We start from the raw sequence: 23835 nt of genomic DNA, 5'->3' as shown, positions 1-23835 counted from the left end.
GTCGCCCGACCCGGAGCCGCACCAGCGAGGCCAGCCTAAGTCGATCGACCGCGAGCGGCCGTGGCCGTCGATGTATCTCGATGTCGAGACAACGGTACCACCAGGAGTCGCGGAACAGCGGTCAGGAGCGCTGCGGATCGCCCTCGGCGGCCGCGTCGCCGACCTCGGCCTCGGCTCGGCCGCGGTAGACCGTCCGCACGAGCAGCCACGTGACCCAGAGCAGGCCCGCGTAGAGGGGCACGCCCATGATCAGCTTCAGGGTCGCGAGGGCGGTGATCTGGCCCGCGAAGAAGAGCGGGAGCTGGACCGCCAGCCGGGCGGCGAAGAGCCCCGCCCACAGGACGGTCGCGAGGGTGAGGACGCGACGCTTGGCGCGGTCGCCGCGCCAGGCGGAGCCCTCGTTGGTCAGGAGGCCGACGACGACGCCGATCAGCGGCCAGCGGACCACGACGCTCGCGAGGAGGGCGAGCAGCGACACGGCGTTGATGACGAGCCCGGGCACGAAGTTGCCCTCGGCGCGACCGCTGAGCAGGGCGATCGCGGCGGAGATCGCGATGCCCAGGACGCCGGCCAGGGCCTGGGCCACGGGGCCCCGCTGCACGGCGCGGGCGACGACGAAGGCCAGGGCCACGACGACCGGGATCAGCACCGACGGGAGCACGTCGCGCGTCACGGCGTAGACGACGACGAAGCCCAGGCCGGGGACGATCGACTCGACGAGGCCGCGGACGCCGCCGATCGCCGAGAGGAGCGCCGACGCCGTGGGCACCTCGCCGGGCGCGACCTGCCCGATGCCGGCACGCTGCGCCGCCGAGCGGAGCTGGGCCGAGAGCGAGACGCGAGGGTCGTCGAGAGGCGACGCCTCGCCGTCGCCGACGGGCGTGCCGGTCGCGCGGAGGTCGTCGGCGTCGCCGAGGCCGGGCGTGCTCACGGGCTCGGTCGCGTCAGACGCGCGAGGGCGTCGTGCTGGGGGCGTCGGTCGGGCCGGCCTTCGGCATGGTCAGCGGGATGAGGTCACGCGGGGCCATCGGGGTGCTGCCGCGGACGACGACGACGCTCCGGAAGAGCTCCTCGATCTTCTCCGCGGCCTCCGGGTCGACCGCCGCCTCGCCGGCGATGACGCCGCGGAGGAACCAGCGGGGGCCGTCGACGCCGATGAAGCGGGCTCGGCGGGTCGTGCTGGCGTCGCCGCCCATGACGGGGATCTCGGCCCTGACCTCGGGGCCGAACGGGCCGTCGACCTCGGCCGTGGTGCCGCCCTGTCGCTGGATCTGCTCGGTGATCTGCTCGCGGATCTCGTTCCACAGGCCCGTGCTGCGGGGGGCGGCGAACGGCTGCACCTGGAGCGTCGACTTCGCGAAGTCGAGCCCGACGGCGACGACGCGCTTGCTGCCCTCCTCGACCTCGAGGCGAAGGTGCAGGCCGTCGCGCGGCAGGATCTTCACGCCGCCCAGGTCGACGTACGGGCGGACGGGGCTGGCCTCGGTCTCGTCGAGCGGGCCCGTGTCGGCACGGTCGGCAGGAGCGGACTTGGAGTCGTCGAAGACCTCGACCTCCGCGTCCTCCAGGGACTCGATGCTGACCTCGACGTCGTCGAGGTCAGCGGTCTCGACCTCGACCTCGGTCGTGGCCAGCTGCTGCGCTTCGCGCTTCGACTTCCTCATGATGCGGTGCCTCCGGTGGTGTGTGCGTAGCCCGTGGAGCCGAAGCCCCCCTCGCCGCGGACGCTCTCGGGGAGGGCGTCGACGGGGAGGAACTCGGCCCGGACGACGGGCATGACGACGAGCTGGGCGATCTTGTCGCCGACGGCGACGTGGTGCTCGGCCTCGAGGTCGGTGTTCAACAACGCGACCTTGATCTCACCACGGTAGCCCGCGTCGACGGTGCCCGGGCTGTTGACGACGGTCACGCCGTGCTTGGCCGCGAGCCCGCTGCGGGGCATGACGAAGGCCGCGTGGCCCTCGGGCAGGGCGATCGAGACCCCCGTGCCGACCAGGGCACGACGGCCGGGCAGGAGCACGACGGACTCGCTCGCGAGGAGGTCTGCGCCGGCGTCGCCCGGGTGGGCGTACCGCGGCGTGTGGTCGACGGCGGCCGTGCCCGTGGACGGGTCGGCGGGCGACCTCCGGGCCGTGAGGGGGACGTCGAGGCTCTGGGTCACGTGTCGAGGGTAGTGCAGAAGTCTGGTCGAATGGACCCATGAACCCCTACCGCGAACGGCTGCTGCCGCCGCTCACCGTCTTCCTCGCCTCGGCGCTCCTGGTGCCCGCGACCCTGCTGGTCTTCCTGCCCATCGACCCCGTCGTGGGCGTCGTGGTGGCCGTGCTGTTCTACGCGGCCGCGGTCGTGGCGCTCGTGGTCAGCTCGCCGGTCGTCCGTGTGGACGACGAGGGGTTCCACGCCGGCCGGGCCCGGCTGCACCCCGACGAGATCGGCGAGGTGACGGGGTTCACGGGCTCCGCCGCCACCACGCAGAGAGGGCCCGGGCTCGACGCGCGAGCCTGGACCCTCTTCCGGGGCTGGGTGGGGCCGGTCGTGAAGATCACGCTGACCGACGACTCCGACCCCGCTCCTTACTGGTTGGTGTCGACGCGACGACCTGACGAGGTCGTGCGCCGGGTGGAGGAGCTCAGGCGGCGCACTCCCGGCAGATAGCGCCCAGCTTGGTCTCGTGGTCCAGCTGCGAACGGTGCTTCACGAGGAAGCACTCCACGCAGGTGAACTCGTCGACCTGGGGAGGGAGGACGACGACGTCGAGGTCGAGGTCGGAGAGGTCCTGCCCGGCCAGCTCGAACGAGCCGGGGTTGTCGGCGTCGTCGTCGATGACGCCGGTCGTCTTGTCAGGGGTGCGCTCCTTGAGGCCCTCGATCGACTCCGAGTCGTCGTCGTTCTTGCGAGGTGCGTCGTAGTCGGTGGCCATGCCCATCCAGTCTTCGTGTTGATCGTTGCCCGATTCGGCGGGCACAGTTTGCATCACTCGTTGTCGAATAGCAAACCCGCCGCGGGGGGCCTCTCGGCCGCCTCGGTGGAACCCGCGGCACGCCCGTCGCATTCCCGGCAGACGGCCTCTGACGTGCGATTCTTCTCCCGGGAACACGACGGCGAAAGGCGTGCCACATGCAGGATCTGAGGGTCAACGGAGTCGAGGACGGAGCGCTCCTCCTGACCACCGACGCCGGTGTCGAGTACCGCCTCCCCGTCACGCACTCGCTGCGCGCGCAGCTGCGCACGGCGAGCGGCGAGACGCCCGCCACGACGCGCAAGGCCCCGCCGCGTGAGATCCAGTCGCTCGTGCGCTCCGGGCTCTCGTCGGCCGAGGTCGCCGCGCTCACCGGCGCCGACGTCGAGTTCGTCCACCGCTTCGAGGGCCCCGTCCTCGCGGAGCGCGCCTTCGTCCTCGAGACGGCCCTCCGCGTGGCCGTCTCCGTCGCCACCGAGGTGGCTCCCTCCACGGGCTCCGGCACCTTCGGCGCGGTCATCGAGTCCCGCCTCGACGCCGCCGACGCGACCGACCGCGAGTGGACGAGCTACAAGGACGGCGAGCACGGCTGGGTCGTGCGGGTCTCCTACGTCACCCAGGAGGTCGCCCGCGACGCCGTCTGGCGCTTCGACCCCAAGCGCACCGCCCTGGCGCCCCACTCGGGCGACGCCCACGTGCTGTCCCGCCACTCCGCCGACCCGGGCCCCCTCGTCCCGCGCCTCCGCGCGGTGGGCCACTCCTCCGACGCCGAGTCGGACGCCGGCGGCCGCTTCGACACCGGCGCCTTCGAGATCGCCCCCGACCGCTCCGACGTCGTCGACGACACCGTCGTCGAGTCCCCGGCCGCCGAGCGCCCCCGCGTCGACCCGCGGTCCGCCGCCTCCCTGGCCGCCACGAACCGCGACTCCGCCCCGACCTCCCCGTCGTCGCAGGCCCAGACGGCCGACCTGCTCGAGGCCCTGCGCCGCCGTCGGGGCGAGCGCGAGGCCGCCCGCTTCACGGACGACGAGCGCTCGGCGCACCCGTCCACGGGGTCGATGCGGGTCATCGACGTCCCCCTGACCGACTTCGGCCTGCCCGAGGGCGCCCCTCCCGCCCCCCGGGACGACGAGACCGAGCAGGTCGACCCGCCGGCCCCCGCCCCGGCCGAGCCCCGGTCCATCGGCTCGGCCCGTCGAGGCCGCGGTCGCGACCCGATCCCGACCTCCGCCACGACCACCCCGCCGAAGAAGGGCAGGGGGCGCGCGTCCATGCCGAGCTGGGACGAGATCGTGTTCGGTGCCCGGACGGACGACGAGGGCCCCGCCTGACTCAGCGGGCGAAGGCCCCGAACCGGCGCAGGGGCACCTGCGTCTCCTCGCTCGACCAGGACCCGTGCTGGCCGATCATGCTGCCCGCGGCACCGCCGGTGGAGCGGCCGTCGTAGTAGACGACCCCCTTGCGGGCGGCGACGAGCAGGTCGCCGATGCGAGGCAGCACCGCCTCGTCGACCGGGCCGAACCAGCCGGCCACCACCGCCTCCTCGCGGGTGACGACCCAGGAACGGTGCGACTCCGCCTCGCGCCAGGCCGCGACGGTCGCGGCCCGCTGGCCGTCGCTCGCGTCGGGCTCGAAGTGCAGCTGGAGGCAGCGCGGCTCCCCCGCCACGTGGCGAACCCCGTCGACGAGCGCGGCCTGGCCGCCGAAGACGACGCGGCCCTTCTCGGCCACGTCGAGCACGCCGTGGTCGGCCGTGACGAGCAGCCCCTCGTCGGCGCCGAGCGCCTCGTCCAGGCGCCGCACCTCTCCGTCGAGCTCCTCCAGGGCCGCCGTCCACTCGTCCGACTCCCACCCGGCCCGGTGGGCGATCATGTCGAGCTCGGGCACGTAGAGGTACACGAGGGAGGCGCCGGGCGCGGCCACGAGGGAGCGCGCGGTGGCGAAGCGCTCGGCCACGGTCTCGGCGGTGACGTACTCGGCGCCGGAGAGGATCGCCTCGGTGAGCCCGGAGGCGGCGTAGCGACGGGGCCCGACCGCGAAGCTGCGGACGCCGACCGCGGCGCTGCGCTCGAAGACGGTCGACCGGCGCTGCCACGTGCTCGGGCGCATCCGGTCGTCCCAGCCGGAGAGCTGCTTGACGACCCGGTCGTTCTCCGCGTCGAGGACGGACCAGCCGACGAGCCCGTGCTCGCCGGGGAGCGCGCCCGTCGTGAGCGTCGCGAGGGCAGCGGCCGTCGTGGTCGGGAAGCCCGACCAGATGCTGCCCTTCCGGCCCGTGAGGGTGCGTGCGTGACCGGCTCGGGCCCCCAGGGAGGCCGAGCCGAGGCCGTCGACGAGGAGGAGGATCGCCGAGCGGGCGGGGGGGAGGGGGAGGGCGCCGACCTGGCCCGTGAGGGCCGCGACGGACGACTCCAGGACGTCGGCCAGGCTCACGGCTCCGGTCGGGCGCGCCGGTACGATGGTCGTCATCGGCACCAGTCTGGCACAGCGCCGTCTGGCCGGTCCCGCCGCCCCGCAGCCGGGTGCCGGCCCCGCCGAGGCGCCCCGCGCCTCCTTCCCCCGAGAAGTGCATGACCACGACGACGAACGACATGAGCAGCGCCAGCGACGGTGAGCGGATCGAGGACATCGACGTCTCCCTCGAGATGCAGGGGTCGTTCCTCGAGTACGCGTACTCCGTGATCTACTCGCGGGCCCTGCCCGACGCCCGCGACGGCCTCAAGCCGGTCCAGCGTCGCATCCTCTACCAGATGTCGGAGATGGGGCTCCGCCCCGACCGCGGGCACGTCAAGAGCGCCCGCGTCGTCGGCGAGGTGATGGGCAAGCTGCACCCCCACGGCGACACGGCGATCTACGACGCCATGGTGCGCCAGGCCCAGTCGTTCACCATGCGCGTGCCGCTGATCGACGGCCACGGCAACTTCGGCTCCCTCGACGACGGCCCCGCCGCCCCGCGCTACACCGAAGCCCGGCTGGCGGAGGCCTCCCTGGCCATGACCCGGGGCCTCGACGAGGACGTCGTCGACTTCGTCCCGAACTACGACAACCAGCTCATGCAGCCCGAGGTGCTGCCCGCGGCCTTCCCCAACCTGCTCGTCAACGGCGCGAGCGGCATCGCCGTCGGCATGGCGACCAACATGGCGCCCCACAACCTCGTCGAGGTCGTCGGTGCCGCCCGGCACCTCATCGACCACCCCGGGGCGAGCCTCGACGACCTGATGGCCTTCGTGCCGGGCCCCGACCTCCCCACCGGCGGCACGATCTCCGGGCTCGCCGGGGTGCGCGACGCGTACGCGACCGGGCGGGGCTCGTTCAAGACGCGGGCCAAGGTCCAGGTCGAGAGCATCACCGCCCGCAAGTCCGGTCTCGTCGTCACGGAGCTCCCCTACCTCGTCGGCCCGGAGAAGGTCATCGAGAAGATCAAGGACGGCGTCCAGGCGAAGAAGCTGACGGGAATCACCGACGTCACCGACCTCACCGACCGCACGCACGGGCTCCGGCTCGTCATCGGCATCAAGACCGGCTTCAGCCCCGAGGCGGTGCTCGAGCAGCTCTACCGCTACACGCCCCTGGAGGACGGCTTCAGCATCAACGCCGTCGCCCTGGTCGAGGGCCAGCCCCGGACGCTGGGCCTCAAGGAGATGCTGCAGGTCTACGTGGGCCACCGCCTCGAGGTCGTCACGCGCCGCAGCCGCCACCGTCTGGGCAAGAAGGAAGACCGCCTCCACCTGGTCGAGGGGCTCCTCGTCGCGATCCTCGACATCGACGAGGTGATCCAGGTCATCCGCACGAGCGACGACTCGGCCGCCGCACGGGCCCGGCTCCGGGAGGTCTTCGACCTCAGCGAGATCCAGGCCGAGTACATCCTCGACCTGCGCCTCGGCCGGCTCACGAAGTTCAGCCGCATCGAGCTCGAGTCGGAGCGCGACGAGCTCGTCGCCGCCATCGAGGAGCTCCGCGCCCTCCTGGCCGACCCGGCCCGGCTGCGCGCGCTGGTGTCGTCCGAGCTCGCGGAGATCGCGGAGCAGTTCGGCACCCCGCGACGCACCCTGCTCACCGAGGCCGCCCCGAGCGTCGCGACGGCCGGGCGTGGACGCGGGGCTCCGGTGCTGGAGATCGCGGACACGCCCACGCGGGTGTTCCTCTCGACGACCGGGCGCCTCCTCAGGGTCGACCACCCCGAGCCGGGCTCCGCGGCCCCGACTCCCCCGGCCCGACGCACGAGTCACGACGCGGTGCTCTCGTCGATCGACACCTCCACGCGGAGCGAGGTCGGCGCCGTGACGTCGACCGGTCGTCTCATCCGGTTCACGCCGGTGGACCTGCCCTCCGTCCCGCCCACCTCGGTCCAGCTCGGGGCCGGCGTCCCGGTGCGCGAGTACCTCGGGCTGCCGGACGCCACCGAGAAGGTGCTGGCGCTCGTCTCCCTCACCGCCGACCGCCCGGTCGCCCTCGGCACGGCACGGGGCGTCGTCAAGCGGGTCGCCCCCGGCCAGTGGCCGGCCAAGCCCGAGTTCCCGGTCGTCACGCTCAAGCCGGGCGACTCGGTGGTCGGCGTGGCGCAGGGCACCGACGACGACGAGTTCGTCTTCGTCACGTCGGCCGCCCAGCTGCTCCGGTTCCCCGCGGCGTCCGTCCGGCCCCAGGGACCGGCAGGCGGCGGCGTGGCCGGGGTCAGCCTGCCCGACAGCGCCCGCGTCCTCTTCTTCGGGGCCGTGCCGGAGGGGCAGGAGGCGGTGGTCGCGACGGTGTCGACGAGTGCGGCCTCGATCGACGGCGTCGACCCCGGCCGCGCGAAGCTCAGCGCCTTCGACGAGTTCCCGGCCAAGGGCCGCTCGACCGGCGGCGTCCGTGCCCACGCCCTCCTCAAGGGAGAAGGCGGCCTCTCGCTCGCCTGGGTGGGGCCGGGCCCCGCCCGGGCGGTCGCGGCGGACGGCGCCGTGCGCTCGCTGCCCGAGGAGCTCGTGCGGCGCGACGCCTCGGGGGCACCGCTCCCGGCCGTCGTCGCGTCGGTGGGGGCCTCGGTCGCGCACGTCACCGACTCGGCCACGGGGGCCGAGGCCGGGGCCGAGCCGGTCGAGTGACCGACGACGGGCAGCCACCGGCCCGGCCAGGCCGGCGGGGCTCCCCCGCGGCGAGCGGTCGGGCCGACCCCGGCGGCGGCGTCAGACGTCGATGCGGTCGCGGCTGAGGCCGGCCCCGTCGATGATGAACTCCTTGCGGGGGGCCACGTCGTTGCCCATCAGCAGCTCGAAGACCCGCGCCGCGTTCTCCGCGTCGTCGACCCTGACCCGGCGCAGCATGCGCCCCTTGCGGTCCATCGTGGTGGTCGCGAGCTGCTCGGCGTCCATCTCGCCGAGGCCCTTGTAGCGCTGGATCGGGTCCTGGTAGCGCTTGCCGCTCCGGCGGAGACCCGCCAGCACCCCCTTCAGCTCCTGCTCGGAGTACGTGTAGATGGTCTGGTTCGGCTTGCTGCCGGCGTTGATGGCCACGACCCGGTGGAGGGGAGGCACGGCCGCGAAGACGCGCCCCTGCTCGATCATCGGGCGCATGTACCGGAAGAAGAGCGTGAGCAGCAGCGTCCGGATGTGGGCTCCGTCGACGTCGGCGTCGCTCATGATGATGACCTTGCCGTAGCGCGCCGCGTCGAGGTCGAACGACCGCCCCGACCCCGCCCCGAGCACCTGGATGATCGACGCGCACTCGACGTTGGAGAGCATGTCGCTGACCGAGGCCTTCTGCACGTTGAGGATCTTGCCGCGGATGGGCAGCAGCGCCTGGAACTCGCTGTCGCGGGCCAGCTTGGCCGTGCCGAGGGCCGAGTCGCCCTCGACGATGAAGAGCTCGCTGTTCGCGACGTCGTTGGACCGGCAGTCGACCAGCTTGGCGGGCAGCGAGCTGTTCTCGAGCGCGTTCTTGCGCCGCTGCGTCTCCTTGTGGGCCCGAGCGGCGATGCGGGACTTCATCTCGGCGACGACCTTGTCGAGCACGAGCGCCGTCTGCGCCTTGTCCTCCCGGCGCGACGAGCCGAAGAGCTCGCCGAACTGGTCGGCCACGACGCCGGCGACGATCGCCCGCACGGCGGGGGTGCCGAGGATCTCCTTCGTCTGGCCCTCGAACTGCGGCTCGGGGAGGCGCACGGTGAGCACCGCGGTCAGCCCCGCCAGCACGTCGTCCTTCTCGACCTTGTCGGTGCCGACCTTGAGTCGACGGGCGTTCGCCTCGACCTGCTGCCGGAGGAACTTCAGCAGGCCCGCCTCGAAGCCGGCCTGGTGCGAGCCGCCCTTGGGCGTCGCGATGATGTTGACGTAGCTGCGGAAGACCGTCTCGTAGCCGCTGCCCCAGCGCAGCGCGATGTCGACCTCGCACTCGCGCTCGAGCTCGGTGGCGACCATGGCACCGCCCTCGGTCAGCACGGGCACGGTCTCGGTGTAGCTCCCCCGGCCCGTCATCCGCCAGGTGTCGGTCACGGCCGTGTCGGGCGCCAGGAACTCGACGAACTCGCTGATGCCGCCGTCGAAGCGGAAGGTGCTCTCGGAGGGGAAGCCGCCGTCGGTCAGCGAGCCGGGCCGCTCGTCACGGATGCGCAGCGACAGGCCGGGGATGAGGAAGGCCGTCTGGCGGGCCCGCCCGAACAGCTCGTCGGGCTGGAAGCTCGCGCCGCGGGTGAAGATCTGGCGGTCGGCCCAGTAGCGGATGCGCGTGCCCGTCACGCCCTTCTTCACCTTCCCGACCCGGCGCAGCACGCTGCCGGAGACGAACGGCGTGAAGGGCGCGTCGGGCGTCGGCTCGCCGGAGTCGTCGAACGTGCCGGGCTCCCCGCGGCGGAACGACATCGCCCAGGTGACGCCGTCGCGGTCGACCTCGACGTCGAGCCGCTCCGACAGGGCGTTCACGACGGAGGCGCCGACGCCGTGCAGGCCGCCCGAGGAGGCGTACGAGCCACCGCCGAACTTGCCGCCGGCGTGCAGCTTGGTGAAGACGACCTCGACCCCCGTGAGGCCGGTCTTGGGCTCGATGTCGACGGGGATGCCGCGCGCGGTGTCGCGGACGGTGACGCTGTCGTCGGCGTGCAGGACGACGTCGATGGCGTCGCCGTGGCCGCCGAGCGCCTCGTCGACGGAGTTGTCGATGATCTCCCACAGGCAGTGCATCAGCCCGCGGGAGTCGGTCGACCCGATGTACATGCCGGGTCGCTTGCGCACCGCCTCGAGCCCCTCGAGGACGGAAAGGTGTCGAGCCGAGTAATCAGACGTGGCCAACGGGGATCTCCTGACGCTGAGCCGACCGCGTCGACCGGGGGATCCGGAGGCGGTGGGCTCGGTCCATCTTAACGAGAGCCCCCGATACGGCCGGGTCGACACCCGCGAGGCCCCCTTCCCGGGGCCGTTCCGCTACGCGCGGAGCGAAATCCCGCGCAATGTGCTCCGTGCTCGCCGCGCGCGTGTTTTGATGAGTGTCACCCACCCACAGCACCACCGTCAGGAGGAGCACCCCATGACTCAGATGGCCACCGACACCACCGCCGTCGACGAGCTCGGCTCCCGGTACCAGCTCAGCGCCGCAGACCGCTGCGACAGCTGCGGAGCCCAGGCCTACGTCCGCGCGACCATGGCCAGCGGCGAACTGCTCTTCTGCGCCCACCACGGCGCGAAGTTCAAGGACAAGCTGCAGCCCGACGCCGTCGAGTGGCTCGACGAGAGCGCCAAGCTCACGGCGAGCTGACCACCCACGACTACCGGCCGGGCACGCCCCGGCCCGTGACGACGAAGGGCCCGTGCCACCCGGCACGGGCCCTTCGTCGTGCGGTCGCCCGCGCTCGGGTCACATCGCCTTGAACGAGCGCTCCAGGTTGTCGCGGATGACGCGCTGCGAGGCCGCGGCGTACTCGTCGAGCTTCGCGTGCGCGGCCGACGGGTGGTACGAGATGCTCCGGCGCGTGAGCGCTGCCCGCAGCAGGCGGTCGCTCAGGGCCGGGTTGAGCGGGAGCAGGGGGCCCTTGAGCTGCGTGCCGAAGGAGGCGCCCCGCCGGATCCCCTCGGAGCGACCGTCGCCGTTGCCGCCGCCGTGGACGACGGTGGCGAACGCCTCCGCGTCGGCGTCGAGCTCGACGTGCGCCGCGTGGTCCTCGAAGCCGAAGAGCGTCAGCGGGTCGCCGAGGTGCTCGGTCGTGACCTGGAAGTAGTTCGTGCGGCGCGGCGCGCCCCGACGGACGGTGCCGGGGAGGAAGCCGATGCCGACCACCGTCTCGCCCTCCGTCGTCTGCACGCCGTGGCTGAGGAGCTCCATGCCGCCGCCCACCCCGACGACGGGGACGCCGGACGCGGCGAAGCCCTCCAGCGCGTCGCGGAGGCGCTGTGCGTCCTCGCTGACGGCGCGGACGCCCGAGAGCGGGCCGTGGCCGACGAGCACGACGTCGGCGACCGTGGGGACCGCGTCGCCGACCCTGTACTCGAGGACCTCGCTCTCGATGCCGGCCCGGCGGGCGCGCTCGACGAGGGCCGTCACGTTGCCCCGGTCGCCGCTGACGCCGAGCTGCTCGGGGTAGAGGTGGACGAGGCGGAGGGTGTCGCTGCTCACGCGGTCTTCTCCAGGTCGGGGTGGCCGAGGATTCGACGGGCCAGCATCATCTGCTCGTAGTTCGTCACGAAGTGCTTCGTGTGGTCGCTCGGCGAGGGCAGCCGGCGCATGAGCCGGATGGCCTTCGAGATGTCCTCCTCGATGACGTGCACGGGGATGCCGTCGTGCTCGAGACGGAGCGCGAGCTGCCAGGCCTTGGCACCGGCCAGCACGTCGACGTGGTCGAGGTGCGAGAAGTCGATGTCGTAGATCCACGAGATGTCGGGGGTGCCCTCGTCGATCGCCAGCATGACCTGCTCGACGTCCTGCGGCAGGGCGTCGAGGTTCAGCTGGAGGCTCGCGGCGTTCTTAAACATGATGAACTCCGCCTCATCGGCGCCGAGCGACATGCGCTCGCCCCGCCCGTAAGCCGGCTTCATCGACTCGAACGCCCGGCTGACGGCGGCCGGGTCGACGGGTCGGCCGAGGACGACCGAGGCGGTCTGCAGCGCCGCCGCGGCGTCGACGGCGTAGTGCAGGCCGCGGGCGGGCAGCCTGACCTCGACCGTGGTGCCGCCGACCGAGATGGTGGCTCGGTCGCCGGAGAGCGAGAGGACCTCGCTGTCGGCCGACCGCCCGCCGTCGGCCTCGCGGCTGAAGTCGTGGGCGTTCTGCAGGCCGTTGGGCGACGCCTCGACGACGTCGGGGGCCGCGCCGAAGCGGGTGACGGTCTGCCCCGGGCGTGCCTCGTAGGGCGCGAGGTGCTGGTCGTCGCGGTTCGTGACCACGGCGGTGGTCGCCAGCGCGGCCGTGTCGGTCATCATCGTGCCGACGCGCTCCGTCTCGAAGAAGCGGTAGAGCTGGTCGACCTGGACGTTGAGCATCAGCACCGTCGAGGGGTGCAGCGACCGGGTCAGCTCGACCGCGAAGGCCTCGTCGACCTCGATCACGCCGATGTCGTGCTTGACACGGCCGGTCACCGTCACCTCGCGGAGGAAGGCCGACGCGATGCCCTGGGGCAGGTTGGCCCCGGTCGGGTTGGTGAAGACCGAGAGGCCGTGGGCCCGCAGCGTCTCCGTCAGCATCATCGTCGTCGTCGACTTGCCGTTGGAGCCGAGCACGAAGACGACGCCCTGCTCGAACTGCGACGCGACGTGGCTGAGGAAGTCCGGCGCCAGCGTCAGGACAGTGCGGCCCGGGTAGGCCGAGCCGCCGCCGCGGAGCCGGGCCGCGGCACGGACCAGGCGCCCGGCCAGGACGGGGATGACGTACTTCACGGGTCTACTCGAGGTAGTCGCGGAGCGACTGCGACCGGGACGGGTGGCGGAGCTTGGCCATCGTCTTCGACTCGATCTGGCGGATGCGCTCGCGCGTCACGCCGAAGGTGTCGCCGATCTGGTCGAGCGTCTTCGGCATCCCGTCTCCGAGGCCGAAGCGCATGCGGATGACGCCCGCCTCGCGCTCGGAGAGGCTGTCGAGCAGCGACTCCAGCTGCTTCTGCAGCATGGTGAAGCCGACCGCGTCGGCCGGGACGACCGCCTCGGTGTCCTCGATGAGGTCGCCGAACTCGCTGTCGCCGTCCTCGCCGAGGGGCGTGTGCAGCGAGATGGGCTCGCGGCCGTACTTCTGGACCTCGACGACCTTCTCGGGCGTCATGTCCAGCTCACGGGAGAGCTCCTCGGGCGTGGGCTCGCGACCGAGGTCCTGCAGCATCTGCCGCTGCACGCGGGCCAGCTTGTTGATGACCTCGACCATGTGGACGGGGATGCGGATGGTGCGGGCCTGGTCGGCCATGGCGCGGGTGATGGCCTGGCGGATCCACCACGTCGCGTAGGTGCTGAACTTGAAGCCCTTCGTGTAGTCGAACTTCTCGACGGCACGGATCAGGCCCAGGTTGCCCTCCTGGATGAGGTCGAGGAACTGCATGCCGCGACCGGTGTAGCGCTTGGCGAGGCTCACGACGAGGCGGAGGTTCGCGCCGAGCAGGTGGCTCTTGGCCCGCTGCCCGTCGCGGGCGACCCAGCGGAGCTCGCGCTCGAGCTCCTTGCTGAGGCCCGTGCTGTGCGAGAGCTTGTCCTCCGCGAAGAGGCCGGCCTCGATCCGCATCGCCAGCTCGACCTCCTCGGCGGCGTTGAGGAGGGCGACCTTGCCGATCTGCTTCAGGTAGTCCTTGACGGGGTCGGCCGTCGCACCGGTGATGGTGGTCGAGTAGACCGGCATCTCGTCGTCGTCGTCCTGCGAGATGACGAGGGCACCGGTGGGCAGCACCTCGGGAGCCTTCGCGGGGGCGTCGCCCTCGGTCTCGTCGGCGGCGTCGGCCTCGGTGTCGGCGGGAACCTCGACGGGCTCGACCTCGGCCTCGTCGTCGGGGGCGTCCTCGCCGGCCGCCGCCTTCGTCGACTTCGCGGGAGCCTTCTTGGCCGGGGCCTTCTTCGCGGGGGCCTTGCGGGCCGGGGCCTTCTTGGCGGGGGCCGCGGCGGCGGTCTCGGCCGCCTCCGTGGCCGGGGACACGGGCTCGGTCCCCTCGTCGGACACGGCCGGGGCGGCCGTGGTCGCCTTGCTGCGAGTAGCCATGCGAACACCTTTCGATCGTCGGTTGCGTCGGGGAGGCTGCGGCGCGGCGTCTCGACGTGTCGACCGGCGCCCTGACGTCGGTCGGCCTTGCTTCTGGGCGGACGGCCCGCGGGGCGGGCCGACCGGATCGGCCCTGGTGGCGGGCCGATGTCGCTGTGGTCTCGCACGCCACGGGGCGCGCGGGAGATGGTGCAGGATTTCGGGCAGTACTAGGACCCATGTCAAGTCCTCGCGGTGACGCGCCTCACGGCGGACGGTGTGCGAGGACACGAACGGGTCCTTCGACCATTATTGCACGGCCCGGGCGAGCCGTTCGACACGCGGGCGCCCCCGCGGTGCGCCCTCGGCGGACGCCCGTGCGTCAGGCGCCACCTCGCCGCCGACGCCGCGCCTCGCGCCAGCGGCGGTCGAGCGCGACCCAGAGCGGAGCGACCTGGATCCCCTCCTCGAGGTGCAGGCGACGACGCGTGCCGCGGCGGGCGAGGAGCAGGCCGACCACCCCGCCGCCCACGACCACGTACTGCACCAGGAAGGCCACCCGGAAGGAGTCGAACGCGAAGAGGTCGCTCGGCTGCCCGGACGCCACCCGTGCGGCGTCCACCTGGTCGAGGACGACGCCGATGAGGAACATCATGACGAAGCTCGCGAGGAAGCCCCCGACGTTGACCACCCCGTTCGCGACGCCCAGGCTGCGCAGGGGGTTGAACGTGCGGGCGAAGTCGAAGCCGATGATCGAGCCGGGCCCTCCCACGCCGAGGGCCACGACCAGGACGACCGCCATCCACTGCGGGGGCACCCCGGGCCAGGCCAGCAGCACCGTCCAGACGACGCCGAGCACGGTCACGATGCCCAGCACCAGCGCCGAGCGGCGCAGCGGGAAGCGCGCCATCAGGACGCCGAGCACCGGCCCGGCCACGACGCCCGACACGACGAGCACGGTGAGGAGGCCCGAGGCCTGTCCGCTCGTGAAGCCCAGCCCGCCCACGAGGAAGGGCACGCCCCAGAGGAGGGAGAAGACGGTGCCCGACGACTGCGTCACGAAGTGCGACCAGAAGCCGAGGCGGGTGCCCGGCCGCTTCACGCTCTCGCCGAGCTGCCGGCCCGCCTCGCGCCAGGTGAGCACGGCGCGGTCGCGGTCGCGGCCCTCCGGGGACTCGCTGACGACGGCGACGACGAGGACGACCGCGAGCACGGAGAGCGCCGCGGCGCTGAGGAAGGCGGGCGACCAGCCCGCGGAGTGCAGCACGAGCGACAGGGGCAGGGCCGAGAGCACCTGCCCGGCCTGGCCGATGTTGCCCGTCCACTGTGAGACCTGCGGCAGGATCGGCCCGCGGAACCAGGCCGGCAGGAGCCGCATCACCGAGATGAACGTCATCGCGTCGCCGGCCCCCACCAGGACGCGACCGACCACGGCCACGCCGATCACGGGCGGGGACAGGGCGACCACGCCCTGCCCCACTGCAAGGAGGACGCCGCCCGTCACGATCAGGGCCTTGGGCCCGACGCGGTCGAGCATGACGCCGACCGGGATCTGCAGCCCGGCGTAGACGGCGAGCTGCACGACGGCGAGCGTGGAGAGGGTGGCGGCAGAGATGCCGAAGAGCTGCTGGGCCTCGACGCCCGAGACGCCGAGGGAGGACCGTTGGAGCACGGCGACCACGTACGCGAGGACGGCGGTGCCCCAGACCAGCCAGGCACGCGCGGAGTTCACCCGACGAACCTACCCGACCCGCTCCTCCCCCGGCACGGAGCGGGAGTCAGCCCTCGTCGTCGGGGCGGCGCGTCGCGAGGAACTTCTCGAGCTCGGCCGCCAGGGCGTCGGCCGACGGGACCTGGCCGTCCTGGTCGGTGAGGGGCGACGGCAGGGGGTTGCCCTCCATGTACGTGTCGTGGCGCTCTTCCAGGGTCGTCACGAGCCGCGACAGCTCCTGGTTGCCGTGCACCTGCTCGTCGACCTTCACGAGGAAGTCGCGCCCCTCGGTGCGGAGGCGGTCGGTCGGGAAGATCAGTCCGGTGGCCGCGCTGATGCTCGAGAGCGCGGTCACGGCCGCGTCGGGGAACTCGGTGTCGGCCAGGTAGTGCGGCACCAGGAGGACGAAGCCTGCCGTCGGGTGGCCGTCGTCGTGCAGCCGCTTCTCGATCAGGTGGAGGGCGTTGGCGGGCGCCTGCGTCACGGGCTTCCAGACGGAGAGGGTCTCGATGAGGTCGGCCCGGTTGCCGCTGACCGTGACCCCGAGCGGGCGGGTGTGCGGCACGGGCATGGGGATCGAGTGCACCCACGTCGTCGTCGACACGCGGTACCGCTCGACCAGGCCCACCACCGCCGCCGTGAAGCGCTGCCACTGGAAGTCGGGCTCGAACCCGGAGAGGAAGAGGAACGGCTGCCCCACGTCGTCCTGCACGAGGTGCAGCGACAGCGGGGAGGTCGTGATCTCGGCGACGTGGTCCTGGTCGAAGGTGAACACCGGACGTCGGGCCCGGTAGTCGAGGAGCTCGTCGGGGTCGAAGGTCGCGACGAGGGTGTGGTCGAGGGTGTCGAGCACGTACTGCCCGAGCTGGCTGACGGCGGAGCCCGCGTCGGCGAAGCCGGTGAGCCCCGCGACGAGCGGCAGGCCCTCGGGCACGTCGTGGGAGTCGGGGGCGAGGTCGTAGAGGCCGGCGGGGTCGTGCATGTGATCGAGCCTAGACACCCCGGGGTCGCCTCCCCGGCCGCCGGCGCGTGCCGAGAGCGAACAGCGCCGTCGGTAGCATCGACGTCATGACCGAGCTCAGCCTGTCCGCCGTCCGCACCTCCCCCGCCGAGACCACCGCCGACGTCCTCGTCGTGGGCGTCCTCAAGGGAGCCGACGGCCCCACCGTGACCGTGGAGCTCGAAGGCCTGCCGACCGACCTCGCGGTCCTCGGCGTGACCGGTGCCCGTGACCAGCTCGTCCGCGTGCCCGCCGTGGGCGTGGCCGCGTCGGTCGTCGCCCTCGTGGGCCTCGGCGACGTCGTCGACGCGGAGTCCCTGCGCTACGCCGCCGGCTCGGCGGTCCGTCAGCTCACCGGCGTCGACCGCGTCGCCCTCGCCCTCCCCGTGGCCGACGACGACGAGGCCGCGGCCGTCCTCGAGGGCGCGGCCATCGCCTCCTGGGAGTTCGACTCCTTCCGCTCGGCCTCGGCCGGCGAGTCTCGGCGGCACGCGCGCGAGCTGGTGCTGGTCGCCGACCGTGACCTCGAGGAGTCGCTGGTGACGCGCGCCGCGGTGGTCGCGGAGGCCGTCCACACCGTCCGTGACCTCGCCATGACCCCGCCGCAGCAGATGTTCCCGCAGGCACTGGCCGACGTGGCCGTCGCCCGGGCCGAGGGCCTGCCCCTGACCGTCACCGTCCTCGCGGAGGACGAGCTGCGCGCCGGCGGCTACGGCGGCATCCTGGGGGTAGGGCAGGGCTCGTCGCGCGGGCCTCGCCTGGTCAAGGTCGAGTACGCGCCCGAGGGCGCCGCCAAGCACCTCGCCCTCGTGGGCAAGGGCATCACCTACGACACCGGCGGGCTCTCGCTCAAGCCGGCCGGCAGCATGCTCGGGATGAAGGACGACATGACGGGCGCGGCCACGGTGCTCGCCGTCACCGTCGCGGCCGCTCGCCTCGACCTCCCCGTCCGGCTCACGGCGTGGCTCTGCATCGCCGAGAACATGGTCAGCGGCACGTCGATCCGCCCGGACGACGTCCTGACGATCCGCGGCGGCACCACCGTCGAGGTGACCAACACCGACGCGGAGGGCCGCCTCGTCATGGCCGACGGCCTGGTCGCCGCGAGCGAGGAGATGCCCGACGCGGTCGTCGACGTCGCCACGCTCACGGGCGCCCAGGTCGTGGCCCTGGGCACGCGCACGGTCGGGGTGATGGGCAACGACGCGCTGGCCGACGAGGTCGTCGGCCTCGCGGGCCGTGTCGGCGAGACGTTCTGGCGGATGCCGCTGCCCGGCGAGCTGCGCGCCCGTCTCGACTCCGACGTCGCGGACCTCGTCAACGCGACCCCGGGCAACACCGCCGCCGGCATGCTCCTCGCCGGCGTGTTCCTCCAGGAGTTCGTCGGGCGCCGCGAGGACGGCAGCGTCCTCCCGTGGGTCCACCTCGACATCGCGGGGCCGTCGAACAACAAGGGCGGCGGCTACGGCTTCACGGCCAAGGGCTCGACCGGCGTCTCCGTCCGCACCCTGCTGGAGCTGGCAGCCGTCTTTTCGGTCGCGTAGTAGGGTCGGGGAGGCGGGAGAAACCCGCCGAGATCGGTCCCCCGGGCGACACCAGCCCCGCGCCCTGCAGAGCACCTGCCGGGCGCAGCTCCTGACGGAGCAGACGCTGGCGGGTGCGACGACGCCGTCACCACGACGCCGCAGCACCTCAGCCCCGCGGGGTACCTCCGAACGCACGAGGGAGTTGCTGGGTGTCGGAACAGAATTTTGACCTGGTGGTGCTCGGCGGCGGCAGCGGCGGCTACGCCGCCGCGCTGCGGGCGACCGAGCTGGGGCTGAGCGTCGCGCTCGTCGAGAAGGACAAGGTCGGCGGCACCTGCCTCCACCGGGGCTGCATCCCGACCAAGGCCCTGCTGCACTCCGCCGAGGTGGCCGACGTCTCGCGCGAGTCGGAGAAGTACGGCGTCCACACCGACTTCCACGGCATCGACATCGCCGCCGTGACCTCCTACCGGGAGGGCGTCGTGGCCAGCAAGTACAAGGGCCTGCAGGGCCTGCTCAAGGCCCGCAAGATCACGACCGTCGAGGGCGAGGGGCGCCTCACCTCGCCCACCACCGTCCAGGTCGGCGACGTGACCCTCACGGGCAAGAACGTCGTGCTGGCGACCGGCTCGTACTCACGGAGCCTGCCCGGCCTCGAGATCGGCGGCCGTGTCATCACCAGCGAGCAGGCGCTCGCCCTCGACCACGTCCCGTCGCGCGTCGCCATCCTGGGCGGCGGGGTGATCGGCGTCGAGTTCGCGAGCGTCTGGAAGTCGTTCGGCGCCGAGGTCGACATCATCGAGGCGCTGCCGCACCTCGTCCCGAACGAGGAGGAGTCGATCTCGAAGCAGTTCGAGCGCGCCTTCCGGAAGCGCGGCATCGGCTTCTCGCTCGGGGTCCGCTTCCAGGGCGTCACCCAGAGCGACGACGGCGTCGTCGTCACCCTGGAGGACGGCAAGACCTTCGAGGCCGACATCCTGCTGGTCGCCGTGGGCCGCGGCCCCTCGACCGCGGGCCTCGGTTACGAGGAGGTGGGCCTCACCATGGACCGCGGCTTCGTCATCACGAACGAGCGCCTCGCGACGAGCGTCCCCGGCGTCTACGCCGTCGGCGACATCGTGCCCGGCCTCCAGCTCGCCCACCGCAGCTTCCAGCACGGGATCTTCGTGGCGGAGGAGATCGCGGGGCTCTCGCCCCAGGTCATCGACGACGTGAACATCCCCAAGGTCACCTACTCCGACCCCGAGGTCGCCTCCGTCGGCCTCTCCGAGGCCAAGGCCGTCGAGAAGCACGGCCGCGACGCCGTGGCCACCTACGACTACAACCTCGCGGGCAACGGCAAGAGCCACATCATCGGCACGAGCGGCTCGGTGAAGGTCGTCCGCGTCGTCGACGGCCCCGTCGTCGGCGTCCACATGATCGGCGCCCGCGTCGGCGAGCTCATCGGCGAGGCCCAGCTGACGGTCAACTGGGAGGCCTACCCGGAGGACGTCGCTCCCCTGGTCCACGCCCACCCCACCCAGAACGAGGCGCTCGGCGAGGCCATGCTGGCCCTGGCGGGCAAGCCCCTCCACGCGATGTAGCACCACCCACCACTGCACCGCACCGCACCGCACACACAGGCACATGATGTCGTCAAAGGAGTTCCACGCATGAGCGAATCCGTCAACCTCCCGGCACTCGGGGAGAGTGTCACCGAGGGCACGGTCACCCGATGGTTGAAGAACGTCGGCGACCGGGTCGAGGTCGACGAGCCCCTGCTCGAGGTCTCGACCGACAAGGTCGACACCGAGATCCCGTCGCCGGTCGCCGGCGTCGTCGAGGAGATCCTCGTCCAGGAGGACGAGACGGTCGAGGTCGGCACGGCGCTGGTGCGCATCGGTGACGGCAGCGGCTCGTCCGACGGCGGCTCCGCCCCCGAGTCGGCCTCTGCCGAGTCCGAGCAGGCGCCCGAGCCCGAGGCGGAGACCGAGGAGACCGTCGTCTCGTCGTCGAACGCTCCCGCTCCCGGCGAGGAAGCGCCCGCCGCTCCCCTCGCCCCGGCGGACGAGGTCGACCCGGCGCCCGCCGCGTCGGACGACGCGCCCGCCCAGCCGGGGGCGACCGACGCGTCGGCTCCCGTCCCCGCACCGTCCGCCCCGGTGGCCGCTCCCGCCGCCGTGCCGGCCGCGGTGCCCGCCGCCGCTCCGGCGCCGGCAGCGCCGGCGGCCAGCCCCGCGCCGGCCGCCGCTCCCGCCGCCGAGTCCGCCTCGAGCAGCTCCGCTCCGACGGGCTACGTCACCCCCCTCGTGCGCAAGCTCGCCAACGAGAAGGGCGTCGACATCAGCACGCTCAGCGGCAGCGGCGTCGGCGGACGCATCCGCAAGGAGGACGTGCTCGCCGCCGCCGAGGCCGCCTCGGCCGCGGCGTCGGCCCCGGCGTCGTCGGGCGCCGCGGCTCCCGCCCCCGTCGAGGTCTCGCCGCTCCGCGGCACGACCGTCCCGATGACCCGCCTCCGCAAGGTCGTCGCCGAGCGCGCCGTCCAGTCGATGCAGGCGATGGCCCAGCTCACCAGCGTGGTCGAGGTCGACGTGACCGCCGTGGCATCCTTCCGGGACGCCCACAAGGCCGAGTTCCTGGAGAAGACCGGCAACAAGCTGTCGTTCCTCCCGTTCTTCACCCTCGCGGCGGCGGAGGCCCTCAAGGCCCACCCGAAGCTCAACGCGACCGTCGACGGCGACTCGATCGTCTACCCGGACCACGAGAACGTCAGCATGGCCGTCGACACGGAGCGCGGCCTGCTCACGCCCGTCATCAAGAACGCCTCGGAGCTCGACCTGGCCGGCATCGCCGCCCAGATCGCCGACCTCGCCCAGCGGACGCGCGACAACAAGCTGAAGCCCGACGAGCTCGCCGGCGGCACCTTCACGGTCACGAACACGGGGTCGCGCGGCGCGCTGTTCGACACCCCGGTGGTGTTCCTGCCGCAGGTCGCCATCCTCGGCACCGGCATCGTGGTCAAGCGCCCCGTCGTCGTCAAGGCCGCCGGGGGCGAGGCCATCGCGGTCCGCTCCATGGTGTACCTCGCCCTGTCGTACGACCACCGCATCGTCGACGGCGCTGACGCCGCCCGCTTCCTCGTCGCGGTCAAGGACCGCCTCGAGGCGGGCGACTTCGCCTCCGTGCTCGGCATCTAGCCCGGTCGCCCGTCACCGGCGGGCGACCACCTCGCGGAGCCGCCAACCGGCCTCGGTCCTGACCACCAGGACCGAGGCCGGTTCGTCGTCGGCCCCGCGGGCGTCGAGGAGCACCGTCTCGCCCAGTCGCTGCACCTCGCCGTCGACCGCCGTCGGGACGAGTGCCCCTCCCGCCGCCCCGGGGTCGTCCAGCAGCTGCGCGTCTCGCGCCGCGACCGGTGAGCCCGGCTGGTCGACGGCCGCGAGGCACGAGGGCGTGACGTCGGCGAGACAGCGTTCCCGAGCCTCAAGGAGCACCCGGGCCGCGGCGACGGCGTCCTCCCCCGTGGTCACGACGTCGTCGTCGCCCGGGGTCGGCCGGTCGCCACCCCGGGAGGTCGTCGGCGGCTGCCCGGGAGGAGACGTCGCACCGGCATCACCGCCTTCACCGACGTCCGCTGCCGGGGCGGGTGTCGGGGAGGGGCCGGCCGCGCCCCCGCCGTCCGTCGCGACGGCGGTGCCGCCGTCGACGGACCCTCCCGGCGCCGAGAGCAGGAGGGCGATCACGACCGACGCCGCCACGACGCCGCCCAGGAGCCAGAACCGGGGCCTCACCGCCGCGACGCGCGCCCGGACGGAGGTCTCGCGACGCGCGGCGAGCCAGTCGAGGGCCGCGTCGACCACCGCCGCCTCCGGCAGCACGGCCGCCCACGCGGGGCGCGGCGGACCCGCCAGGGCGGACCAGTCGACCTCGTCGCCCTGGGTCGCGTCGTCCGTCTCCGCCGCCGCCGACGGCAGGGGCAGCGGGGCCGCGAGGTCGTGCACGGCCTCCACGACGGCGTCGAGGTCGTCCGCTGCCGCCAGGGCCGTGAGCAGGGGCGACGAGCCCTCCTCGAGGTGCCCCGCCACGAGCTCGACGAGACCCCGCGAGGCGGCGGCCGCCGACGCACGGGCCGCCGCGACGTCCGCCGTCGCGCCCGCCGTGCGCAGCCGACGCAGCAGCGGTGCGCCGCGGTCGTCGAGGACCACGTCGCCGAGGTCGGGGCGGCCGACGAGCAGACCCGTCGCGGCCGCGCGCTCCAGCACCGCGAGGAGAGGCACCGCCAGGGTGACCAGCTCCCCCGGCGCCAGGGGCCCCCGGCCCGCGAGCCACGACGGGAGGGGGACGAGGTCGCCGTCGGGCACGACCACCACCAGGCGCCCGTCGGGCTCGTGCAGGACGTCGACGGCGGGTAGCAGGTGGGCGTGCCGCACCGGGGCGGCCCGGGCGAGCTCCGCCTGCACGCGCGCTCCGTGCGGGCCGGCCTGCGCCGGCCGCAGGAGGACGACCGGCAGCCCGTCCGGTCCCGTCGCGCGGAGGGCCTCGAGGCCGTCGTGCTCGTCTCGGGCGTGGACGTCGTAGGGGCCGGTGCGGGAGCTGCTCACCCGGAGAGCGTGCCCGGTGCCGGGCCCGGCACCGCGACTCCCCGGGGTGCCCTGTGGACGGGCCCGCCCCGGGGGGAGGCCGGGAGGGCCGACCGGGCCGCCGTGCGCACGCCCGTCCCGTATCCTGGTCGACATGGCACGACGCTCCGAGAACCCGACTCCCAAGCCGCCCAAGGAACCGGGTCGGTTCAAGCAGATGTGGCAGGTCTTCCAGATGACCCGCCGCTACGACTCCCAGGCGCTGCCGCTGATGCTCGCGGCGCTGCTCGTGCCGGTGGTGCTCGGCGTCGTCGCGGCCCTGCTGCTCTCGGGCGGCAACGTGCTCGCGCTCGTGCTCTACATCATCGTCGGGCTCATGCTCGGCGTCCTCCTGCTGCTCATCGTCCTGGGGCGACGTGCCGAGAAGGCCGCGTACTCGCAGATCGAGGGCCAGCCGGGCGCCGTCGGCGCCGTCATGAAGAGCGGCCTCCGCCGCTCGTGGCGTGCGGCCGAGATGCCCGTCGCCGTGCAGGGCCGCACCCAGGCCGCCGTCTACCGGGCCGTGGGCAAGGGCGGCGTCGTCCTCATCGCCGAGGGCGCCGCGGCCCAGACCAAGAAGCTCGTCGACGAGGAGCGCCGCAAGGTCGCCCGCATCCTGCCGAACGTCGCCGTGACCGTGCTGCACGTCGGCCCCGACGCCGACGCCGTCCCGCTGCACAAGCTCGCCGGGCGCATGAACAAGGTCAAGTCGACCCTGAACCGCAACGAGGTGCTGGCGGTCAGCAACCGCCTCCAGTCGCTCGGCAAGAACGGCCTGCCCATCCCCAAGGGCGTCGACCCGTTCAAGGTCCGCTCCGGCCGACCGCGCTGACCGACCGCCCCGCACGACGACGGCGCCGCTCCCCTCGGGGGCGGCGCCGTCGTCGTGCCGAGCGGCACCCACCGGACCGGGCGGGCCCGCGCGGGCG

Annotated in this window: 20 protein-coding genes; 8 read left to right on the top strand and 12 right to left on the bottom strand. The window is 73.2% G+C overall.

Annotated features, from left to right (window positions below):
* Positions 1-121: 121 nt before the first annotated feature.
* Genes FHR77_RS05365 through dut form a run of 3 tightly spaced genes read right to left on the bottom strand, consistent with a single transcriptional unit; the run spans position 122 to position 2161 of the window.
* Positions 122-931 (bottom strand): DUF3159 domain-containing protein, encoded by an 810-nt coding sequence (locus FHR77_RS05365; RefSeq protein WP_056054557.1) that lies wholly within the window; start codon positions 929-931, stop codon positions 122-124.
* 13 nt (positions 932-944) lie between these two features.
* The gene (locus FHR77_RS05360; protein ID WP_082514344.1) at positions 945-1664 is read right to left on the bottom strand and encodes a DUF3710 domain-containing protein; all 720 of its coding nucleotides are present in this window, start codon (positions 1662-1664) and stop codon (positions 945-947) included.
* A complete protein-coding gene (gene dut / locus FHR77_RS05355; protein ID WP_056054554.1) occupies positions 1661-2161 on the bottom strand; it encodes a dUTP diphosphatase in 501 nt (166 codons plus the stop codon). Before dut ends, FHR77_RS05360 begins: the two co-directional genes overlap by 4 nt.
* 38 nt (positions 2162-2199) lie before the next feature.
* On the opposite strand from dut, the gene FHR77_RS05350 reads away from it, so the two are divergent.
* Positions 2200-2655 (top strand): DUF3093 domain-containing protein, encoded by a 456-nt coding sequence (locus FHR77_RS05350; RefSeq protein ID WP_167259117.1) that lies wholly within the window; start codon positions 2200-2202, stop codon positions 2653-2655.
* Here FHR77_RS05350 and FHR77_RS05345 read toward each other — a convergent pair.
* The gene (locus tag FHR77_RS05345) at positions 2630-2920 is read right to left on the bottom strand and encodes a DUF4193 domain-containing protein (RefSeq protein ID WP_056055877.1); all 291 of its coding nucleotides are present in this window, start codon (positions 2918-2920) and stop codon (positions 2630-2632) included. The genes FHR77_RS05350 and FHR77_RS05345 overlap by 26 nt on opposite strands.
* 197 nt (positions 2921-3117) lie before the next feature.
* On the opposite strand from FHR77_RS05345, the gene sepH reads away from it, so the two are divergent.
* Positions 3118-4290, top strand: a complete 1173-nt coding sequence (gene sepH, locus FHR77_RS05340) for a septation protein SepH (RefSeq protein WP_167259116.1) — start codon at positions 3118-3120, stop codon at positions 4288-4290.
* Position 4291: 1 nt separating this feature from the next.
* On the opposite strand, the gene FHR77_RS05335 is transcribed toward sepH, so the two are convergent.
* On the bottom strand, positions 4292-5428 hold the full coding sequence (locus tag FHR77_RS05335) for an alkaline phosphatase family protein (RefSeq protein WP_167259115.1): 1137 nt from the start codon (positions 5426-5428) through the stop codon (positions 4292-4294).
* Positions 5429-5529: 101 nt separating this feature from the next.
* Between FHR77_RS05335 and FHR77_RS05330 the strand changes: the two genes are divergently transcribed.
* A complete protein-coding gene (locus FHR77_RS05330) occupies positions 5530-8043 on the top strand; it encodes a DNA gyrase/topoisomerase IV subunit A (RefSeq protein WP_243861371.1) in 2514 nt (837 codons plus the stop codon).
* An 81-nt stretch (positions 8044-8124) separates the two neighbouring features.
* Here the strand turns inward: FHR77_RS05330 and FHR77_RS05325 are convergent, their stop codons facing one another.
* Positions 8125-10221: a DNA gyrase/topoisomerase IV subunit B gene (locus FHR77_RS05325; protein WP_167259114.1), complete on the bottom strand. Its 2097-nt coding sequence runs from the start codon at positions 10219-10221 to the stop codon at positions 8125-8127.
* A gap of 235 nt (positions 10222-10456) precedes the next feature.
* Between FHR77_RS05325 and FHR77_RS05320 the strand changes: the two genes are divergently transcribed.
* The gene (locus tag FHR77_RS05320; protein WP_056054537.1) at positions 10457-10684 is read left to right on the top strand and encodes a DUF7455 domain-containing protein; all 228 of its coding nucleotides are present in this window, start codon (positions 10457-10459) and stop codon (positions 10682-10684) included.
* A gap of 99 nt (positions 10685-10783) precedes the next feature.
* Here the strand turns inward: FHR77_RS05320 and FHR77_RS05315 are convergent, their stop codons facing one another.
* The 5 genes from FHR77_RS05315 to FHR77_RS05295 all read right to left on the bottom strand — a co-directional run bounded on the left by FHR77_RS05315 (position 10784) and on the right by FHR77_RS05295 (position 16764).
* The gene (locus FHR77_RS05315; RefSeq protein WP_167259113.1) at positions 10784-11539 is read right to left on the bottom strand and encodes a cobyric acid synthase; all 756 of its coding nucleotides are present in this window, start codon (positions 11537-11539) and stop codon (positions 10784-10786) included.
* Positions 11536-12795 (bottom strand): MurT ligase domain-containing protein, encoded by a 1260-nt coding sequence (locus tag FHR77_RS05310; RefSeq protein ID WP_056054529.1) that lies wholly within the window; start codon positions 12793-12795, stop codon positions 11536-11538. The genes FHR77_RS05315 and FHR77_RS05310 overlap by 4 nt, the downstream gene beginning before the upstream one ends.
* A gap of 4 nt (positions 12796-12799) precedes the next feature.
* The gene (locus tag FHR77_RS05305) at positions 12800-14092 is read right to left on the bottom strand and encodes an RNA polymerase sigma factor (RefSeq protein WP_243861370.1); all 1293 of its coding nucleotides are present in this window, start codon (positions 14090-14092) and stop codon (positions 12800-12802) included.
* A gap of 361 nt (positions 14093-14453) precedes the next feature.
* Positions 14454-15803 carry an MFS transporter gene (locus tag FHR77_RS05300; RefSeq protein WP_167259112.1) on the bottom strand — a complete coding sequence of 450 codons (1350 nt, stop codon included), beginning with the start codon at positions 15801-15803 and terminating at the stop codon, positions 14454-14456.
* Between the two features lie 46 nt (positions 15804-15849).
* The gene (locus FHR77_RS05295) at positions 15850-16764 is read right to left on the bottom strand and encodes a proteasome assembly chaperone family protein (RefSeq protein ID WP_056054517.1); all 915 of its coding nucleotides are present in this window, start codon (positions 16762-16764) and stop codon (positions 15850-15852) included.
* Positions 16765-16850: 86 nt separating this feature from the next.
* Here FHR77_RS05295 and FHR77_RS05290 point away from each other — a divergent pair, with 86 nt between their 5' ends.
* The 3 genes from FHR77_RS05290 to sucB all read left to right on the top strand — a co-directional run bounded on the left by FHR77_RS05290 (position 16851) and on the right by sucB (position 21484).
* The gene (locus FHR77_RS05290; RefSeq protein WP_208380406.1) at positions 16851-18326 is read left to right on the top strand and encodes a leucyl aminopeptidase; all 1476 of its coding nucleotides are present in this window, start codon (positions 16851-16853) and stop codon (positions 18324-18326) included.
* 191 nt (positions 18327-18517) lie between these two features.
* Positions 18518-19891, top strand: coding sequence for a dihydrolipoyl dehydrogenase (gene lpdA, locus FHR77_RS05285; protein WP_167259111.1), 1374 nt, complete (start codon positions 18518-18520; stop codon positions 19889-19891).
* Positions 19892-19960: 69 nt separating this feature from the next.
* Positions 19961-21484, top strand: coding sequence for a 2-oxoglutarate dehydrogenase, E2 component, dihydrolipoamide succinyltransferase (sucB, locus tag FHR77_RS05280; RefSeq protein ID WP_167259110.1), 1524 nt, complete (start codon positions 19961-19963; stop codon positions 21482-21484).
* A gap of 12 nt (positions 21485-21496) precedes the next feature.
* On the opposite strand, the gene FHR77_RS05275 is transcribed toward sucB, so the two are convergent.
* Positions 21497-22888 carry a hypothetical protein gene (locus tag FHR77_RS05275; RefSeq protein ID WP_167259109.1) on the bottom strand — a complete coding sequence of 464 codons (1392 nt, stop codon included), beginning with the start codon at positions 22886-22888 and terminating at the stop codon, positions 21497-21499.
* A 133-nt stretch (positions 22889-23021) separates the two neighbouring features.
* On the opposite strand from FHR77_RS05275, the gene FHR77_RS05270 reads away from it, so the two are divergent.
* On the top strand, positions 23022-23738 hold the full coding sequence (locus FHR77_RS05270) for a DUF4191 family protein (protein WP_167259108.1): 717 nt from the start codon (positions 23022-23024) through the stop codon (positions 23736-23738).
* Positions 23739-23835 lie beyond the last annotated feature (97 nt).

Source organism: Frigoribacterium endophyticum (assembly GCF_011759585.1).
In the GTDB taxonomy this organism is placed as follows: Bacteria; Actinomycetota; Actinomycetes; order Actinomycetales; family Microbacteriaceae; genus Frigoribacterium; species Frigoribacterium endophyticum.
Note: the sequence above shows the minus strand (reverse complement) of the source record. Positions and strands in the feature narration are given on the sequence as shown.

Excerpts from the sequence above, each read along its gene's own strand:
- FHR77_RS05320 (WP_056054537.1), top strand. The coding sequence starts at position 10,457 with ATGACTCAGATGGCCACCGACACCACCGCCGTCGACGAGCTCGGCTCC.
- FHR77_RS05290 (WP_208380406.1), top strand. The coding sequence starts at position 16,851 with ATGACCGAGCTCAGCCTGTCCGCCGTCCGCACCTCCCCCGCCGAGACC.
- FHR77_RS05345 (WP_056055877.1), bottom strand. The coding sequence starts at position 2,920 with ATGGCCACCGACTACGACGCACCTCGCAAGAACGACGACGACTCGGAG.
- FHR77_RS05360 (WP_082514344.1), bottom strand. The coding sequence starts at position 1,664 with ATGAGGAAGTCGAAGCGCGAAGCGCAGCAGCTGGCCACGACCGAGGTC.
- sucB (WP_167259110.1), top strand. The coding sequence starts at position 19,961 with ATGAGCGAATCCGTCAACCTCCCGGCACTCGGGGAGAGTGTCACCGAG.
- FHR77_RS05295 (WP_056054517.1), bottom strand. The coding sequence starts at position 16,764 with ATGCACGACCCCGCCGGCCTCTACGACCTCGCCCCCGACTCCCACGAC.
- FHR77_RS05330 (WP_243861371.1), top strand. The coding sequence starts at position 5,530 with ATGACCACGACGACGAACGACATGAGCAGCGCCAGCGACGGTGAGCGG.
- FHR77_RS05335 (WP_167259115.1), bottom strand. The coding sequence starts at position 5,428 with ATGACGACCATCGTACCGGCGCGCCCGACCGGAGCCGTGAGCCTGGCC.
- FHR77_RS05350 (WP_167259117.1), top strand. The coding sequence starts at position 2,200 with ATGAACCCCTACCGCGAACGGCTGCTGCCGCCGCTCACCGTCTTCCTC.
- FHR77_RS05305 (WP_243861370.1), bottom strand. The coding sequence starts at position 14,092 with ATGGCTACTCGCAGCAAGGCGACCACGGCCGCCCCGGCCGTGTCCGAC.
- FHR77_RS05270 (WP_167259108.1), top strand. The coding sequence starts at position 23,022 with ATGGCACGACGCTCCGAGAACCCGACTCCCAAGCCGCCCAAGGAACCG.
- sepH (WP_167259116.1), top strand. The coding sequence starts at position 3,118 with ATGCAGGATCTGAGGGTCAACGGAGTCGAGGACGGAGCGCTCCTCCTG.